Raw genomic sequence first — 15,841 nt, 5'->3', positions numbered from 1 at the left:
TAGTGCAAGGACCGATTCCTTGCGGTTAGCATCGGGTCAGGCCATACGGCCGCCATCAAATCAGTGCGCCATGGTCATTTCTCACTGGAACCAGTGTTCACGTGCTTTCATGATCAACGCCTTAGCGGCATCCTCTTCCATCCCGGTCATGTCGACCAGTTCATCCACAGCCAGCTCGGCGAGATCGTCGCGCGTCTGCACGCCGTGTTCGGCCAGCTTCGCGAGCAGCTCCGGCGTGATGCCGTCGAGGCTCTTGAGATCCAGCGCTGCGTTCTCGACCTTTTCTTCGTTCGCGATCGCCATCGTCAACAGCGCGTCGCGTGCGCGATTGCGCAGTTCGTGCACGGTATCCTCGTCGAACGCCTCGATTTCAAGCATTTCGTTGAGCGGCACGTAGGCGATCTCTTCCAGGCTCGTGAAGCCTTCGTCAATCAGGATGTCGGCAACTTCTTCGTCGACGTCGAGACGCGCCATGAACAGCGCACGCAGCCGGTCGCGCTCTTCACCCTGCTTCAGGGCGGATTCGTCCGGCGTCATGATGTTGATCTGCCAGCCGGTCAGTTCGCCTGCAAGGCGAACGTTCTGACCGCTGCGGCCGATCGCGACAGCCAGCTCGTTCTCGTCGACGACGACGTCCATCGAGTGCTTTTCTTCATCGACGACAATCGACTGGACAGCTGCCGGCGCGAGCGCGCCGATCACGAACTGGGCGGGATCCTCCGACCATAGCACGATGTCGATGTTTTCGCCACCGAGCTCGTTGCGCACGGCCTGCACGCGGGAACCGCGGATGCCGACGCAGGTGCCGATCGGATCGATCCGCTTGTCATACGCGATGACGCCGATCTTCGCGCGCACGCCCGGATCGCGGGCGGCCGCCTTGATCTCGAGCAGGCCCTGCTCGATTTCCGGCACTTCCATCTCGAACAGCTTCATCAGGAACTCGGGCGCCGTACGCGACAGCTCGATCTGCGGGCCGCGCGCGGTGCGGTCGACCTTCGCGATGTACGCGCGCACGCGGTCGCCCACGCGCAGGTTTTCCTTCGGGATCAGCTGATCGCGGCGCAGCAGCGCCTCGACACGGCCCGATTCGACGATGAAGTTGCCCTTGTCGAGGCGCTTCACCGTACCCGTCATGATCTTTTCACCACGCTCGAGGTAGTCGTTCAGGATCTGCTCGCGCTCGGCGTCGCGCACCTTCTGCAGGATCACCTGCTTCGCGGCCTGCGCGCCGATGCGACCGAACTCGATCGACGGAACGGGTTCCTCGACATACTCGCCGACTTCGACGTCGGCATTCTGCTCACGTGCTTCGAACAGCAGGATCTCACGATCCGGCTCCTGCAAGCCTGCCTCGTCGGGAACGACGAGCCAGCGACGGAAGGTTTCGTGCTCGCCGCTTTCGCGATCGATATGGACGCGAATTTCGGCGCCTTCGTCGAACAGCTTCTTGGAAGCGGACGCGAGCGCAGCCTCGAGGGCGCCCAGCACCACATCCTTGTCGACGTTTTTCTCGCGCGCCAGCGCATCCACCAGCATCAACACTTCGCGACTCATTATTTGCGGCTCCTAAAGTCAACTTGCGGAATCAGGCGGGCTTTGTCGATATCGGCCAGCGTGAAATCCAGCATGGCCGCCTCGCCCTTCTTCCTCTCAAATTCCAAACCGATCGTTTCGCCATTCGGCGCGTGCAGAATGCCCCGGTACGTCTTGCGCCCGTCCAGCGGCTTTTTCAAGGTCACGGAAACTTCGCTGCCAGCGAAGCGCTCGAAGTCGGCCAGCTTCTTCAACGGGCGGTCGAGCCCCGGGGACGAGACTTCGAGCCGTTCGTAATCGATGTTTTCGACCGTCAAGACGTGCTGGAGCTGACGCGTGACCTTTTCGCAATCTTCGAGCGAGATGCCGGCAGGCTGATCGATATAGATGCAAAGCATGCCGCGCCCGGTGCGCTCGAGATCCACCAGCTCGTAGCCGAGCCCGGTGACCGTGGTTTCTATCAGTTCCGTCAGTTGCACTGTGTCCTCTCAGGTGTTCGCGCCCGCCGCTCGCGATTCACCCGCGGGCGCGCGCCTTAGCCGGCGCAGGAAGCGCTACCCGAGATGCCTAACCGTTTCAGCAAAAAAAAATGGGCGGAACGCCCATCTTCTTACTGGTGGTCGCACCTGAGCCGCACATTGAATCCGTACGCCCAGCGACTCCGCGATTATAGCGATTTTTGGCGCAAACGCCAAGCCAGCCGGTAAAAGCAGCGTGCCCCTGCCTTTACGGACCCAAAATGCGAAATCGGGCTGCACGATCAACCGGCGCCATCGTGACACGCCGGGGATCGGTTATGCCGGTGGCCACGCAGCGCCGAACGACATATATACGATCGAAGGCAATCAACGCAATGCGTCGCGCCGACAAGACCGGCCGGCACGCCGGCGGCTTTACGCCGCCGCATGCCTGACGCTCAGCGGCTGCGCGTGCGGCTGCGCTGCGGGCGCTGGCCGCCGCGCGGGCCGCCGCTGCTGCCGGCGCCCTCGGCACGATTGCCGTTCGGGTTGCGGTTGCCGCCCTTGCTGCCGCCGCGCTTGGGACCCGCACCGTCGCGCTTGGGGCCAGCGCCATACGACGCGCGGTTGCCGTCGACATCGCCACGACCACCACCAGCGCGATTGCCATCGCGCCCACCGCCAGCACGGTTGCCATCTCGGCCGCCGCCGGCGCGATTACCGTAGCCCGACGGCGCGACCGGCAGGCTGCCGTAGCCACTCAGGCCCGGCAGGCCCGGCCCGCCACGGCGACCGCCGCCGCGACGCGGCTGATCCAGCTGCCCGTGCGTCGTCAGCACCGGCTCCCGGCCGATGAAGCCCATCGACGTCTGCATCGGATCGGGCTGGCGACGCTCGGCCTGGCCGGCACCGCCGCGCTTGCCCTTCTCCTCGGACGGCGCCTTCAGGCCGACGGTCGCCATCAGCTTGCGCACTTCCGCATCGTCGAGTTCCTCCCAGCGGCCGCGCTTCAAACCGCGCGGCAGCGGAATCGGGCCGTGACGCGTACGGATCAGGCGGCTCACCATCAGGCCGACCGCCTCGAACATCCGGCGCACTTCGCGGTTGCGGCCCTCGGCCAGCGCGACGTGATACCAGTGGTTCGTACCCTCGCCGCCACCGTCGCGGATGCGCAGGAAGTTCGCCGGGCCGTCATCGAGCTCGACGCCGTGCAGCAGCTTTTGCCGCATGCCTTCGGCCAGCTCGCCGACGACGCGCACCGCGTACTCGCGCTCGACGCTGTAGCGCGGATGCATGAAGCGGTTTGCGAGGTCGCCCGAAGTCGTCAGCATCAGCAGACCTTCGGTATTGAAGTCGAGGCGGCCCACCGCGAGCCATTTCGCCGTTTTCATCGGCGGCAGGCGGTCGAACACCGACGGACGGCCTTCCGGATCCGCGTGGCTGACGATCTCGCCCGTCGGCTTGTGGTACAGCAGCACGCGCGGCGGCTTGTTCGGCAGCTTGCGCTTGACCGGCTTGCCGTTGATTCGCACCTGGTCGGTCGGCATGATGCGCTGGCCGATGTGCGCCGGCTCTCCGTTCACCGACACGCGGCCGGCGACGATCAGCTCTTCCATTTCGCGGCGCGAGCCCATGCCCGCTTCCGCCAGCACCTTGTGGAGCTTCGGCGCGTCGTCGTCCGGCGACAGCACGCGCTTGTTCGCCGGCTGGTTGCGGCCGCGACGCAGCATCGGTGCACGCACGCCGCTACCGCCTGCGGAGTTGTCCGCGTCAAATGCCGGCGACGTCACGTATGCGAACAGTTCGTCCTCGGACGCATCGCCTTCCGCCTTCGCCGGGCCGCCTTCAACCTTCGGTGCGCCGCCGCGGCGGCTTTGGCCGCCCTGGGCACCCTTGGCCGCGCCTTCGCGCTTGGCGGCCGGCTTGCGACCGCCCTTGGCCGCACCTTCCTTGCGCGGTGCACGTGCCGGTTGCGCTTCGGCAGCCTCGGGCGCCTGCACGTCAGTGCCTTCGCCGCCTTGCGGCTCGCCTTCGGCGCCCTTCGACTTGGCCGCCGCGCGACGCCGCGCGATCAGGCTGCGCGGGCCTCGCCGCAGACCGCGGCGGGGACGCTCGTCGCCACCCTCGGCCGGAGCGCCCTGCTCCGGTGCATCGTCGGCACGCGCTGCCTGCACGGCAGGCGCGGACGATTCAATATCGTGGATATCTGTCAAAACAACCTCAAAATGTCAGGTCTCGCGCCCGGCGCGGGCGCGGCAAGAAGTTGGCCGCGATCAGGCGCGACGCTGTTTGGGTTCTGCTTCGTCGTCCGGCAGCGCGTCGGCACCGATGGGTGCACTGGCGCTTCGTACGGCATCGGCGAGACTGTCGGACGAGTCGTCCAGCATCTCGCCGTCCGCGGGACAGGAACGGGAGGCGTCGGCCTGACCGGCCTCGCCGGGCGTGTCGCCGGCCGCTTCCGCTCCGTCTCCGGCAACCGCTTCGGCAGCCGGCTTGCGATCTTCCTCGCTCCAATCCGCGCGCAGCGGCTCGGGCTGCACACCGGCCGGCACTGCTTCGGCGCCAGCCTGTTCCAATTGTTCCGCTTGCACGCGATCAGCACCAAGCGTATCGCGGCTCGGGATTTCCTGCGCCGACACGATGTCGGCCGCCGGATCTCCCGGCAATCCCGCCGATTGACCAGCTGATGCCTCATCCGCGTGCGGCGCGTCGCCCGCTGCGTCGTCGGCAGCCGGCATGTCCCCGTCGAAATCCATTGCCTGCTGCGCCAGCAGCGCAGCCTCGATGTTCGCGGCCGGCTCTTCGAGCGCAGGCAGATCATCGAGCGCCTTCAGGCCGAGATCGTCGAGGAACTGCTTGGTCGTCGCGTACAGCGCCGGCCGCCCCGGCACGTCGCGATGACCGATTACTTCGATCCAGCCGCGATCCTCGAGTTGCTTGACCACCTGCGTATTGACCGTGACACCGCGAATCTCTTCGATGTCGCCGCGCGTGACGGGTTGCCGGTACGCGATGATCGCGAGCGTTTCGAGCACCGCGCGCGAATATTTCGGCGGCTTCTCGGGATGCAGACGATCCAGGTAGTGACGCATCGCCGGCTTGCTCTGGAAGCGCCATCCGGTCGCCAGCGCCACCAGTTCGACGCCGCGGCCGGACCAATCCTGTTTCAGATCTTCGAGCAACGTGCGGACCGTGTCAGCCGACACGCCGTCGGCAAAGAGCTTGCGCAAATCGCCGAGTTTCAGCGGTTCCTGCGCGCAGATCAAAGCAGTCTCGAGGACGATCTTCGCCTCTTGGGTATTCATGCAGCTAGGCCAGACCCTGTGGTCAAACGAACCGGATCAACAAACAGACGAAAGGAACGGAAGACGCGCTCGCCCGATTCTGATCGGTCATATTGATGGGAGCACGAACCGGGGGCGGCGAACCAACTTCAGGCCAGGCCCAAACCGGACGGAACAGCACGGCTCAACGACGGAACCGCGTGACTGAGCGCCATATTACGCAAAATTGCCCGGTGCGTAAAGATGAGCTGAACGGGCTGCCGGCAGCGCACCGAGTCCGCTCCGGCCCCGCTTCAGCGCATGGCCGCGCCACGCGCGAGGAACCGGCGCAGCCGCTCGACACCCGCGTCGAGTCGTGCCGGATCACATGCGTAGCACCAGCGCACGTACCCTTCTCCCTCCGGGCCGAATGCCCGCCCAGGCGCGAGACCGAGCCCCGCCTCGCGCACCAGCGTCTTGCAGAAGGCCAGACTGTCGGCCGCGCCCGGCAGGCGCAGGAACAGGTACATCGCGCCCGGTGGAGGCGGCACCTCGACGCCCGGCAGGGTGCATAGCGCGGCAACCAGGTGATCGCGCGCATCGCGCAGCGCCGCGACGAACGACTGCACGAACGGCTCGCCATCTCGCAGCGCGACCTCAGCCGCGGCCTGCACGAAGCCCGGCGCACACGACGTGTTGTATTCGACAAGCTTCGACAGGTCGCCCATCACCGCTGCCGGCGCAACGAGCCATCCCAGGCGCCAGCCCGTCATCGCCCATGCCTTCGAAAACGAATTCACGACGACGACCCGCTCGTCGCGCGACGCAATGTCGAGGAACGACGGCGCGCCGCCCGCGTCGAACGCGAGCCGCTCGTACACCTCATCGGCAACCAGCCAGATACCGTGGCGGCGGCAATGGGCGAGTACGACTTGCTGATCGTCGCGCGACATCGTCCAGCCGGTCGGATTGTTCGGCGAGTTGACCAGCAGCATCCGCGTATCGGGCGTCAGTGCCGCAAGCAGTTGCCCGACATCGATCTGCCAGCCCGCCTCGCCATAGCCGAGCGGCACGCACTCGACCCGCGCGCCAAGGATCTTCGGAATCTCCACGAGATTCGGCCACAGCGGCGTGACCGCGACGACGCGGTCGCCCGGACCGACCAGCATCTGCGCGGCCAGCATCAGTGCGCTCACGCCGGAACTCGTCACGGCCACCGTGTCGGCCGCCGTTGCACCGTGACGGGCGCTGACGTAGGCCGCGATCGCGTCGCGCAACGGTGCGGTACCGAGATTGTGCGTGTAGAAGGTTGCGCCATCGCGCAGCGCCGCCGCTGCGGCGTCGCGGATGAAGTCCGGCGTCACGCGATCGGATTCGCCGAACCAGAACGGCAGCATGTCCGGCACGCCAAAGCCGGCGTTGGCCACTTCCCGGATCAACGACGGACGCAACGCGTGCACCGCGTCGCGCACCGCCGGCGCGCCGGCCACCGGAAGAGAATCTGCGGAACGCACCATCGAAAACCACCATCGAGGAACACGATCCGCGTAGTGTACCGGCCCGCAAGCCGGACTGGCGCGCGCCGGTGTACGTCAGTCGAGGTCCTCCGCCCTCGCCGGCATCTGCCGCACGAGTTCCCAGATCGCCTGCGCAGCGGGCGACAACGACCGGTCGCGGCGGCGCACCAGCTCGACCGTGCGCTCGGTGCGTGGCGTGAGCGGCCGTGCGACGAGCGTCGAGCCGGCAGGCAGCGGCAGCGATAGCCACGGCTGCACGCTCACGCCGACGCCAGCCTCGACGAGTCCGAACACGGTCGCCGAATGCCCGAGCTCCTGCATGACCGTCGCGTTGACGCGATGGGCGGCCAGCGCGGCATCGATCAGCGGCCGGCTTCCCGACGCATGATCGAGGAGCACGAGACGCTCGCCGTCCAGCGCCGTCCAGGGCACCTCGGCACGCGCCGCGAGCGGATGGTCGGCGCGCGCGACCAGGCAAAACGAATCGGTCATCAGCGATTCGCAGACGAGATCGGCCACCGTGAGCGGCCCGATCACGACGCCGAAATCGACCTCGCTCGACTTCACCTTGCGCAACACATCGCTCTGCACGTCGTCGCGCAAGCCCAGCGTTACGAACGGAAACTGGCGCTCGCACGACGCAACCACGCGCGGCATCAGCCGGCAGGCGATCGTCGGGCTTGCCGCGACGATCACGCGCCCGCGACGTTGCTCGCCGATCTCGCGAATCTCGCGCAGCGTGTCGTCGAGATCGTCGAGCAGGCGGGACACACTCGCGATCAGGTTCGCGCCGACATCGGTCAGCTGCACGTCGCGTGTCGTGCGGTCGATCAGCTTCAACCCGAGCTCGGCCTCGAGCTCGCGCACGCAGCGGCTGACCGCGGACTGCGTGAGCCCGATCTCGTCGCCCGCGCGACTGAAACTCTTGAGCCGCGCGACCTCGATGAAGACGCGAAGCTGGCGCAGCGTGACGTTCATTTCCTGACCTCATCAATCGTCGATATCGATGCACGATTTTAATGCGCGAATCCGGTGTCGATGTCGAATCAGGCACCCGCCCCACATGTTTCGCTGCGGTGCAATACATCCGCGAACGCACGTAGCGCGGGCGAACTGCACAAGATTGGTGATTGTCCCGATTTGCTGCCGGGTTATTTTGGCGTCTTATACGCCCCTAGCTGACTTAGCCGTTAGCTCGCTGCCAAGCGGCTCTCGAGGGAATTACCTCCGACATGGCACGCTTCGTGCATTACCTTGCGCACAGGGCGCAGGTTTCGTCGGACGGAAGAGCAGAAACGCCGCTGCCGGCCAACCGGACGCCCCCACCCGGCACTCGATGATCGAGTGCTTGAAGAGTGCGCGGCGCAGGGCAGCGCACCGGAGTTAGCTTCGCTGAGGTGAGGACATGATGCTGTTCGACGATTTGAGAGATAACGAGTGGGCGCTGGTCGAGGGTCTGTTTTGCTCGGAACCCGCACGGAGTGAGCGGCGCGGCCGCCCCCGCGTGGAAGCCCGCTCGGTGGTGAACGCCGTGCTGTGGGTGCTGTCGACGGGCGAAGGCTGGTCGAAGCTGCCGGGCCGCTATCCGTCACCGCCGACTTGCCGCCGTCGCTTCGACGAATGGCAAGCGGACGGCACGCTCGCCGAAATCGTGAAGCGACTCGGCACGAGCGGCCGGCAGATCTCCCTGCGCGGGCGCATCGGCGCAAGCGCTGCGAAGCCGCCCGCTCCGCCGAGCCGCGACCGGCTGCGCGGCGCCTTCTGGACCAATCCGGAATCCTGGCGCGCGCCCGTCAAGATGGCGTAACGAATACTCGATCGGGCGGCTTCGGCCGCCCGGTTTCTTTCTGCGACGCGACTTGTTCGCGACGCCTGCGTTGCCGTCGATTACCGTTGTCGTGCCCCGATACATCTATTTACCAATATTTACAGCTAGCCTGCACTCCCGCGCTTACCTTAGCGACATATCAACAGGCCGCGTCGACGGCTTGAAGGGAGCCCCGCCATGAAACCAATGTCACTGCTCGTCGCATGCGGCATTGTCGTTTCCCTGGCGCTGTCCGCTCCAGCCCACGCCGACGATCGCGCGAAGCCGCCCCATCGTCAGCAGGATCACCGGAACACCCTGCGCCAGCCACCGGCCGCCAACCCGTCCAGCCGACAGACTGTGCCGCGCGGCGACCTGCGCGGCGACATCGCCAGCAATGCGCGAGCGCGCATCGGCTCGCAGCCGTCGGACGTGCCGCGTCATCCGTAGTCCTGCCAATATCAGGATTTCGCCAAAGAAAATGCCCGCTGCCGGGAACTGCGCCGCATGCGGCGAGTCACAACGTTGCCATGAGCACAGCGTGGCAACAGCAAAAGTATCCGGTACGCCCGTATCCTCGCGATACGGGCTTTTTTTTGGGGGCATCGCCAAGCGCGCGGCGATGCGCGTGGCGGGATGATCGGCCGCTACAGGCGGCTTTCGAGAATCACCACGGCACTCGCTTCGCTCAATGCGTAGTCGGCCATGCGGCGATCGGTCCAGGAAAGTAATTTCTCGTCGCGCTCGAGGCGCGAGAATTCGGCTCGACCGCTCTCGGTCAGCACGGCGATGTCGACCGGCGCATGGAAGCCCGGCGCAGGGGCAACGGTTTTCTGCCTGACCGTGTCCATCAGCCCGAGCGAACGGAGATACTCGAACACGCCAGGGCGGCGCGCCCACGGTACCTGGCGGTACTGCACTCGCCTCAATGCGTCGAGCACCGCTTCGTTGGAATACGTGGCCATCTCGATTCTTTCTTAAAGTGCAGCGACAATGCGAAGCGGCGCGCCGGGCAGGGTCTCCGCCCGCCGATACCGCCACCGATTCTGGAGGCCAACGTTCGGCGTCGCGTCAGGGCCGGATCGTCAGCCGTCCATAAAAAGACACCATACCCCAATCAAATTGATTCTGTTCGATTCATTTGTACTTCTCTTCATCTGTTTCATGCTCTGCCGCAAGCGGCGGCGAATCATCTCGACCGTTGCCGTTGCGCTGTTCTGGCTGCTCGCGACAGGCTGGCTCGCCGCGCCGCTGATCGCCTGGAGCGAGGCAGGCGTCGTACCCGTCGAGCACCCGGACATGCACGGGCGAACCACACTGATTCTCATCGGTGCCGGCACCCGGCGCACCGACACCGGATTGCGGCCGCCACCTGACGGAGCCGCCCGCATCCACAAGGTCGCGGCGCTCTACCGCACCTGCCGGCAGCAAGCCGAACGCTGCACCGTGGTGATGTCGGGCGGCGACCCGCAGCATCACGGCGAAACCGAGGCGGCCGTCTACGGGCGGCAACTCGTCGCCGAAGGCGTCGCTCCCGCGGACCTCGTTCTGGAACCGGATAGCCGCACGACCTACGAAAATGCGAAATTCACTGCGCCTATACTACGCTCACAGTATGACGACACACGCATTCTCGTCACTTCGTCGTACCAGATGCGCCGCGCATTGCTCGATTTCCGCCGTTTCGGCATCGACCCGCAGCCCGTGTACGCGAATCGCCGGCGCGCGCAAACGGGCTGGCTGCCGCGCTGGCGCAATGTGGCCAACGCCGAGCGCGCGCTGCACGAACTGGTCGGCATCGCGCAGTTCCATGTCTATCGATGGCTCGGGTGGTTCTGACTGCCTCGGAAGAAACCGGCACGGAAATATCCGCGGCGGCGACGATGGCAGGCACGTGACGAAGGGTGCGAAGTGTTGCGCGACTTCAACGGGGCCTTGCGCCGCGCCGCGATCCGATGCACATTGATCCGTCACTTTTGTTACACTCGACACGCACTCGATTGCAGTCGCCAGACAAAACGGCAACACTCGGGTTCATCACCACTTAGCGGAGGTAAAGCAATGAAGAAGACGTCCCTGGCTATCCTGGTAGCGATGTCGGCGCTGACTGGCGCAGCGTATGCGCAAGAGAGCACGGAAATCAAGACGATTACCGATCCGGCCAAGATCTCCGAGATCGAGCAGCGCGCACAGGCGCTGCAGCAGCAGCAAGCGGCTGAAGCCGCACAGCCGGCGATGCAGGAAGAGCATCACCACGGCAAGAAGGCTGCTCACCACAAGGCTGCCGCGAAGAAGGCCGGCAAGAAGGCTGCCAAGGCCGCAGACGCTGCCAGCCAGTAAGTTCGGCGGCACCGCACAAGCGAAAAGCCGAATCCGGGCAACCGGGTTCGGCTTTTTTGGTTGCGGTGCCCGTGCGCTGTGCTAAAGTCGCGCACCGAATTTTTCCACCCGTGCGCACCCCGGTGCGGAGGACAGCATGAGCAACATTCAACTCGACATCGAGTGGACCGAAGCCGCCACTCGCCAGATCAAGCAACTGATGCCCCGTGGCTCGACCGACGCGTTCCTCGCGCTGCCGCCGATCGAGTGCCTGCCGATGGAGGGCGACGTGCTTTTCCTCGGCCCGCAAGGCAAGCAGCAACCGTTCATCGTTGCCGAGCGACAGTATCATCACGACGGCGACGCCGACTGGACGATCATCCTGATCCTCGACGTACCCAACACGGCGCACTGACGCACCCCGCGACCGGACGCGTCCGGTCGCCCCGCACGGCTCAGACGAGCTTCGACAGCACGCGGATTTCGGAACGCTCGATCCAGTTCGCCGCCGCCTCCCGATAAGCGAGAATGTGCGCAGAACGTGCATGAGCCGCCAGCGCCTCCTCGCTTTCCCAGCGCTCGACGAATACGAACCGCGCGGGCTCCTTCAGATCCCGGTGCAGGTCGTACTGCAATGCCCCTGCTTCGTTGCGGGTCGGCTCGACGATCCCTTCGAGCTGGGCACGCACCTTCTCCTCGGCGCCCGGCTTCGCCACGATCAGCGCCACGACTGCAATTTCCGCCATTCTCGCTCCCCTTTCATCTGGAAAAGTCCGAGAATACGCGAATCACTCACCGTGCATCGGCTATGCCAGCACGGCATCGCACGACGGCCAAAAAAATAGCCCGCGCTTCAGAGAAGCGCGGGCGAAACCGTCGCCCTACGAGGATAGGCGACGGGGCCATCGAGATCCGCACGCTGGCGCGGATCGTCATCCGTTGCGCCGACGCTTGTCGCGTCGGCATTCGAAAACGTCGATTCCGTTGGTCGGGCGCTCATAGCGCCCCCGGTATCTGACGCCATCCTCCCTGCTTCAACGATTCCCACATATAAAGCAGATTGCGTGCCAGCCCCAACATGCCGGCCATCCAATTGATTTATAAGGATAAATTTTTTTAGCCAGCACCCATGCGGCATGTGTTCTGCCGCTGTAACGCGCGGATGTTACGTAACGTCACGAGGAGAGGCCGAACGTCCCGCACACGCGGGTTCCGGCGAGCGGCCATGAAAAAAGCCCGCCATGTGGCGGGCTTTTCATTGGTGCGGAGGAACGTCGAAATCAGCGGAGCTGATTCACAAGCAGCCCCATGATCTGGCGAGCCGGTGACGACGTGTCGATCGCACCCGAATCGTCGACGACCGCCACGCGCGTCTGGTCGCCGGTGAGCGCCTTCACGTTGACACGGTACTGCTTCGCCTGCTTTTCCTTCTTGCCGTGGAACAGCTGGCTCCAGAAGCCCTGCTCGGCCGAAGTCAGATCCTTCGGATCGACATAGCGTACGAAATACAAGCCCTTCGTGCGATCGCGATCGTCGACCGTGAAGTTCGCACGATCAAGCGCGAGACCCACGTGCAGCCACGATCGATCGTACGGCTCGCCAAGCGTGACTTCCGACGGCACGGCGGCATCGGCCGTATCGTTGCCTTGCGCCGACGTGCGGGAGACGTTTTGTGCGGCAATCGCTGCAGCGGCCTTCGACGATGCGTCGGCGTCGGCCTTCTTTTCCTTCGGTACCGTGTTGTCCTTGATGTTCGCGATCGGCGGCTCGCCGTTCTTCGCGCGCTGCTCGTTCTGTGCGAGCACGGCCATCAACCGCTTCAGGTATTCGGTCTCGAGCGCCGGATCGTTCGGCTTCGGCTCCCACTTGCTCGAATCGTTGTTCGCGCCCGTGATCGCTTCGCGCATTCCCTTCTGGCTGATGAACACATAGGTACCGCCATTCGGCGCCGAATCGAGACGCGTGCGGTACTTGTTGCGCTCGGCCGTCACATACGAGTTGCCCATCGCCTTCGAGATCACGCTGCGGATCAGGCCATCGTTGATCTGCGGATGGGTTTCGTTCCAGTCGGTTTCCATCACGCCCTTGTCGCGCTGGTCGACGACGAGCAGGAAGCCCTGCTCCTGCCAGAAACGGCGGACCTGCGGCCAGACGTCGGCCGGCTGCTTGCCGTCGATCACGAGCCAGCTCTCGGTGCCGTCCCGCTGGATATGCATGCCGGCTACGGCCGGAGCAACGGTGTCCAGCGCTGGTGCTGCCTGCTGGACCTGCTGAAGCGCGGACAGGGAAGTCGCGCCGCCCTGGGGCGGCAGCGAACGCTGATCGGCCGTCTCGTCGAGCATGTTGGGCGGCACTGCGAGCGACGCTTCCTTCGATTTCGAATCGCTCTTGTAGTCCACTTTCGTGGGCGACGACGTACCGCAACCGGCGACGAGCGCGCCGGTGGCGAGCACTGCAGCGAACCGCATGGTAAGACGAAGATCAGTCATGTTCGGGGAATCCTCTTCCGCTAAATCACGGCGCTTTCCGTGGATCAACCTTGCATTTTACCGGGGCCGCGCCGCGATGTGCAAAAAAGCGACCGGCAAGAAAAAACCCGCGCCAGCCTGAGCCGACGCGGGTTTTTTTGTCTGGTCGGGGCGAGAGGATTTGAACCTCCGACCACCTGCACCCCATGCAGGTACGCTACCAGGCTGCGCTACGCCCCGAAAGAAAAAAATTATAACAGACAGTTTTCCGATTTAGAACGGGTCGCATGCATTTTGTGAATATTCTTGCGAAATTTTTTGGCGTGCCCGTACCGATGCAAGCAATGACGCGCATGCCGTAGCGCCCTGCGCATCGGCCCCATGGCCCCGCATCGCATTCACTGCTTGCGCGCGACGCAGATGACCGTCAGGCCGGCGACGCGATTGAAGCGGAACATCGGCAACTCGATCCGACAGATCGTCTTGAGCAGGCCGTTGACGAACGGATGGTGACGGCGCAATTGCGACGCCGGCTCACGCGGATGCCGGCGCGCCCGCTCGCCCAGCCGCAACGCTGCCGCGAGCGGAAACGTGAGCCCGAAATAATAGGCGCCGTGCTCGACGTGGAGCCCCGCGCGACGCACCACGTCCTCGAGACTGCCGAGCGTATATCGGCGCTTGTGCTCGAGAAAATCGTCATGGCCGCTCCAGAGAAACTGGAACGCAGGAACCGTGATCAGGAACCGGCTGCCCGACGGCGCGCCCTTTACGTACTGCATCAGCAGGCCGACATCGTCGTCGACATGCTCGAGCACGTCCATCAGCAACACGAGATCGGCATCGAATCGATCAACGGAGCGCCGAAAGTGGATGGGCTTGCCGGACGCTTCGCCATCGGTATCGTCGGCGTAGCTCGTATCGACACACCATGCTTCCGTCGCCTGAGTACGCTCCAGCAGGTGCTTCGAGAAGAAGCCGGAGCCCGCACCGACATCGAGTATCCGGTTCGCGCCCGACGCACCCAGGAACCGGCGGATCGCACTCGCCTTCGACGCGTAGTACCAGTGATCGCCCACGCCCGCACCCAATACGTCGACTTCCTTGAGATCCATGACGCTCCCCCGTAATGGCTACTGTGCTTTGGTCGATACAGCCACTGATGCCGATCTTACCTCGCCGCTGCCACCGATCCTACCGGTCGACGGCGCGCAGCCGACACCGGCAACCCGCATTCGGCCCTAATCGAAAAGGACGATGGCCGGTTCGCCGCAAATCGCTACCGTGCGGTTACCGGTGCGAGATCGATGCGCACGGGCGAACCGTCCGACTGCATGCCGATCGATCCGGCCCGCCCCGGCTATGCTGCGTCGCGCGTGATACAGGAGGCGGCTTCGGTCACCACCGCAGTCGCGACCTTTTGTAACCGTCTCCGACAAAGGGCATTGAATGCATCGGAAAAAAGAAATTTCCCGTCGACATTTTCTCCGGCTGGGCGCCGGCACGATCGGCGTGGCGCTGGGGAGCGCGTCGCTTCTGTCGGCATGCGGAGGCGACTCGATTTCGGTCGCGCCGGTCACGACACCACGGCTGAGTTCGGCATCGAATTTTCGCGACACGGCCGGGCCGGACGGAACCGGCTACGTGACGACAAGCGGCGCGAAGATGAAGAAAGGCGTGGTCTATCGCTCATCCGCGCTCGCGTTGTCCGCCGCCGACGTCGCCACCGTCGGCACGCTCGGCATCAGGCAGATCTGTGACCTGCGCACGCCGGCCGAAATCAAGTCGCAACCGGATGTGCCGCTGTCCGGCGCCAGTTGGCAAAACCTCAACGTGCTCGGGGCCGCCAGCATCGATCCGATCCCGACCACCGGCGCCACCGCGACGGCATTCATGCTGAGCATGTACCGCGCATTCGTCACGTCGGACACCGCACATGCCAGCTATCACGCACTCTTCACCGGCTTCGCCGCCTCCGGCGAAAACCAGGTGTTCCACTGCACGGCCGGCAAGGACCGCACGGGCTGGGCGACCGCCATCCTGCACACGATCCTCGGCATCTCTGCATCGACGATACTCGCCGACTATCTGCTGACCAACGTCTATAGTGCGTCGGAAATCGCCACATCGATCGCCCAGGCGCAAAAAGCCGGCGGCCAAAATGCGGCAGACATGATGACCGCGCTGCAAGGCGCGCACACCGACTATCTGCAGGCGGCGTTCGATCAGGCGACTGCGTCATACGGCTCGATGACGTCGTATATCGCGAACGGCTTGCAACTCGACCAGGCGACGCTGAATGCAATCCGCCAGCACATGCTGGTCTGATCGCCCACGGGCCGCTTCGACCATACCGGCTGCTGCACCTCGTATCCGGCGAAACCCGCACTGGCCAAGGCTGGAGCGGGTTTGCCTGGACGCAGCGACATCCGCCAGCGAGGGAGCGCGCAAACCAAACGACCGTTTGATCCGGTCG

General features: G+C 64.7%; 15 protein-coding genes, 1 tRNA gene and 1 pseudogene. 6 read left to right on the top strand and 11 right to left on the bottom strand.

Features of this window, described 5'->3' with window-relative positions:
* Positions 1–81 precede the first annotated feature (81 nt).
* From nusA to B7G54_RS09510, 6 genes are all read right to left on the bottom strand, one after another.
* Positions 82–1,557 carry a transcription termination factor NusA gene (gene nusA, locus B7G54_RS09535; RefSeq protein ID WP_085038882.1) on the bottom strand — a complete coding sequence of 492 codons (1,476 nt, stop codon included), beginning with the start codon at positions 1,555–1,557 and terminating at the stop codon, positions 82–84.
* Complete coding sequence (rimP, locus tag B7G54_RS09530; protein WP_014897219.1) at positions 1,557–2,015, bottom strand: ribosome maturation factor RimP; 459 nt, start codon at positions 2,013–2,015, stop codon at positions 1,557–1,559. The genes nusA and rimP overlap by 1 nt, the downstream gene beginning before the upstream one ends.
* A gap of 437 nt (positions 2,016–2,452) precedes the next feature.
* On the bottom strand, positions 2,453–4,207 hold the full coding sequence (gene rluB / locus B7G54_RS09525; RefSeq protein WP_085038881.1) for a 23S rRNA pseudouridine(2605) synthase RluB: 1,755 nt from the start codon (positions 4,205–4,207) through the stop codon (positions 2,453–2,455).
* A gap of 60 nt (positions 4,208–4,267) precedes the next feature.
* Positions 4,268–5,299: an SMC-Scp complex subunit ScpB gene (gene scpB / locus B7G54_RS09520; RefSeq protein ID WP_085038880.1), complete on the bottom strand. Its 1,032-nt coding sequence runs from the start codon at positions 5,297–5,299 to the stop codon at positions 4,268–4,270.
* Positions 5,300–5,571: 272 nt separating this feature from the next.
* Positions 5,572–6,774, bottom strand: a complete 1,203-nt coding sequence (locus B7G54_RS09515) for a pyridoxal phosphate-dependent aminotransferase (protein ID WP_085038879.1) — start codon at positions 6,772–6,774, stop codon at positions 5,572–5,574.
* 75 nt (positions 6,775–6,849) lie between these two features.
* A complete protein-coding gene (locus B7G54_RS09510; protein WP_046545490.1) occupies positions 6,850–7,752 on the bottom strand; it encodes a LysR family transcriptional regulator in 903 nt (300 codons plus the stop codon).
* A gap of 430 nt (positions 7,753–8,182) precedes the next feature.
* On the opposite strand from B7G54_RS09510, the pseudogene B7G54_RS09505 reads away from it, so the two are divergent.
* Together B7G54_RS09505 and B7G54_RS39640 are read left to right on the top strand one after the other, a co-directional pair.
* Positions 8,183–8,578 (top strand): annotated as a pseudogene (locus B7G54_RS09505) (transposase); the annotation flags it as partial.
* Positions 8,579–8,779: 201 nt separating this feature from the next.
* Positions 8,780–9,031, top strand: coding sequence for a hypothetical protein (locus B7G54_RS39640; RefSeq protein WP_085038878.1), 252 nt, complete (start codon positions 8,780–8,782; stop codon positions 9,029–9,031).
* A 197-nt stretch (positions 9,032–9,228) separates the two neighbouring features.
* Here B7G54_RS39640 and B7G54_RS09495 read toward each other — a convergent pair whose 3' ends face one another.
* Positions 9,229–9,546 carry a hypothetical protein gene (locus B7G54_RS09495; RefSeq protein ID WP_085038877.1) on the bottom strand — a complete coding sequence of 106 codons (318 nt, stop codon included), beginning with the start codon at positions 9,544–9,546 and terminating at the stop codon, positions 9,229–9,231.
* Between the two features lie 157 nt (positions 9,547–9,703).
* Here B7G54_RS09495 and B7G54_RS09490 point away from each other — a divergent pair, with 157 nt between their 5' ends.
* The 3 genes from B7G54_RS09490 (at position 9,704) to B7G54_RS09480 (ending at position 11,315) form a co-directional block, all read left to right on the top strand.
* Positions 9,704–10,420, top strand: coding sequence for a YdcF family protein (locus B7G54_RS09490; protein WP_085038876.1), 717 nt, complete (start codon positions 9,704–9,706; stop codon positions 10,418–10,420).
* A 222-nt stretch (positions 10,421–10,642) separates the two neighbouring features.
* The gene (locus B7G54_RS09485; RefSeq protein WP_011351789.1) at positions 10,643–10,921 is read left to right on the top strand and encodes a hypothetical protein; all 279 of its coding nucleotides are present in this window, start codon (positions 10,643–10,645) and stop codon (positions 10,919–10,921) included.
* Positions 10,922–11,057: 136 nt separating this feature from the next.
* Entirely contained in the window at positions 11,058–11,315 is a 258-nt protein-coding gene (locus B7G54_RS09480) for a DNA-binding protein (protein ID WP_085038875.1), read from the top strand.
* A 40-nt stretch (positions 11,316–11,355) separates the two neighbouring features.
* Here the strand turns inward: B7G54_RS09480 and B7G54_RS09475 are convergent, their stop codons facing one another.
* The 4 genes from B7G54_RS09475 to B7G54_RS09460 all read right to left on the bottom strand — a co-directional run bounded on the left by B7G54_RS09475 (position 11,356) and on the right by B7G54_RS09460 (position 14,480).
* Positions 11,356–11,646 carry a putative quinol monooxygenase gene (locus B7G54_RS09475; protein ID WP_085038874.1) on the bottom strand — a complete coding sequence of 97 codons (291 nt, stop codon included), beginning with the start codon at positions 11,644–11,646 and terminating at the stop codon, positions 11,356–11,358.
* 534 nt (positions 11,647–12,180) lie between these two features.
* On the bottom strand, positions 12,181–13,389 hold the full coding sequence (gene bamC / locus B7G54_RS09470) for an outer membrane protein assembly factor BamC (protein WP_085038873.1): 1,209 nt from the start codon (positions 13,387–13,389) through the stop codon (positions 12,181–12,183).
* Between the two features lie 142 nt (positions 13,390–13,531).
* Positions 13,532–13,608, bottom strand: a tRNA-Pro gene (locus B7G54_RS09465).
* Between the two features lie 158 nt (positions 13,609–13,766).
* Complete coding sequence (locus B7G54_RS09460) at positions 13,767–14,480, bottom strand: class I SAM-dependent methyltransferase (protein ID WP_085038872.1); 714 nt, start codon at positions 14,478–14,480, stop codon at positions 13,767–13,769.
* 397 nt (positions 14,481–14,877) lie between these two features.
* Between B7G54_RS09460 and B7G54_RS09455 the strand changes: the two genes are divergently transcribed.
* The gene (locus B7G54_RS09455) at positions 14,878–15,693 is read left to right on the top strand and encodes a tyrosine-protein phosphatase (protein ID WP_279628061.1); all 816 of its coding nucleotides are present in this window, start codon (positions 14,878–14,880) and stop codon (positions 15,691–15,693) included.
* Positions 15,694–15,841: the final 148 nt, after the last annotated feature.

The sequence above is a fragment of the Burkholderia puraquae genome, from assembly GCF_002099195.1.
Classification (GTDB): Bacteria; Pseudomonadota; Gammaproteobacteria; order Burkholderiales; family Burkholderiaceae; genus Burkholderia; species Burkholderia puraquae.
The sequence above is the reverse complement of the archived record's forward strand: the minus strand, read 5'-3'. Positions and strand labels throughout refer to the sequence as shown.

Coding starts and splice junctions, on each gene's coding strand:
- nusA (WP_085038882.1), bottom strand. CDS start 1,557: ATGAGTCGCGAAGTGTTGATGCTGGTGGATGCGCTGGCGCGCGAGAAA.
- scpB (WP_085038880.1), bottom strand. CDS start 5,299: ATGAATACCCAAGAGGCGAAGATCGTCCTCGAGACTGCTTTGATCTGC.
- B7G54_RS09515 (WP_085038879.1), bottom strand. CDS start 6,774: ATGGTGCGTTCCGCAGATTCTCTTCCGGTGGCCGGCGCGCCGGCGGTG.
- B7G54_RS09510 (WP_046545490.1), bottom strand. CDS start 7,752: ATGAACGTCACGCTGCGCCAGCTTCGCGTCTTCATCGAGGTCGCGCGG.
- B7G54_RS39640 (WP_085038878.1), top strand. CDS start 8,780: ATGAAACCAATGTCACTGCTCGTCGCATGCGGCATTGTCGTTTCCCTG.
- B7G54_RS09495 (WP_085038877.1), bottom strand. CDS start 9,546: ATGGCCACGTATTCCAACGAAGCGGTGCTCGACGCATTGAGGCGAGTG.
- B7G54_RS09485 (WP_011351789.1), top strand. CDS start 10,643: ATGAAGAAGACGTCCCTGGCTATCCTGGTAGCGATGTCGGCGCTGACT.
- B7G54_RS09480 (WP_085038875.1), top strand. CDS start 11,058: ATGAGCAACATTCAACTCGACATCGAGTGGACCGAAGCCGCCACTCGC.
- B7G54_RS09475 (WP_085038874.1), bottom strand. CDS start 11,646: ATGGCGGAAATTGCAGTCGTGGCGCTGATCGTGGCGAAGCCGGGCGCC.
- bamC (WP_085038873.1), bottom strand. CDS start 13,389: ATGACTGATCTTCGTCTTACCATGCGGTTCGCTGCAGTGCTCGCCACC.
- B7G54_RS09460 (WP_085038872.1), bottom strand. CDS start 14,480: ATGGATCTCAAGGAAGTCGACGTATTGGGTGCGGGCGTGGGCGATCAC.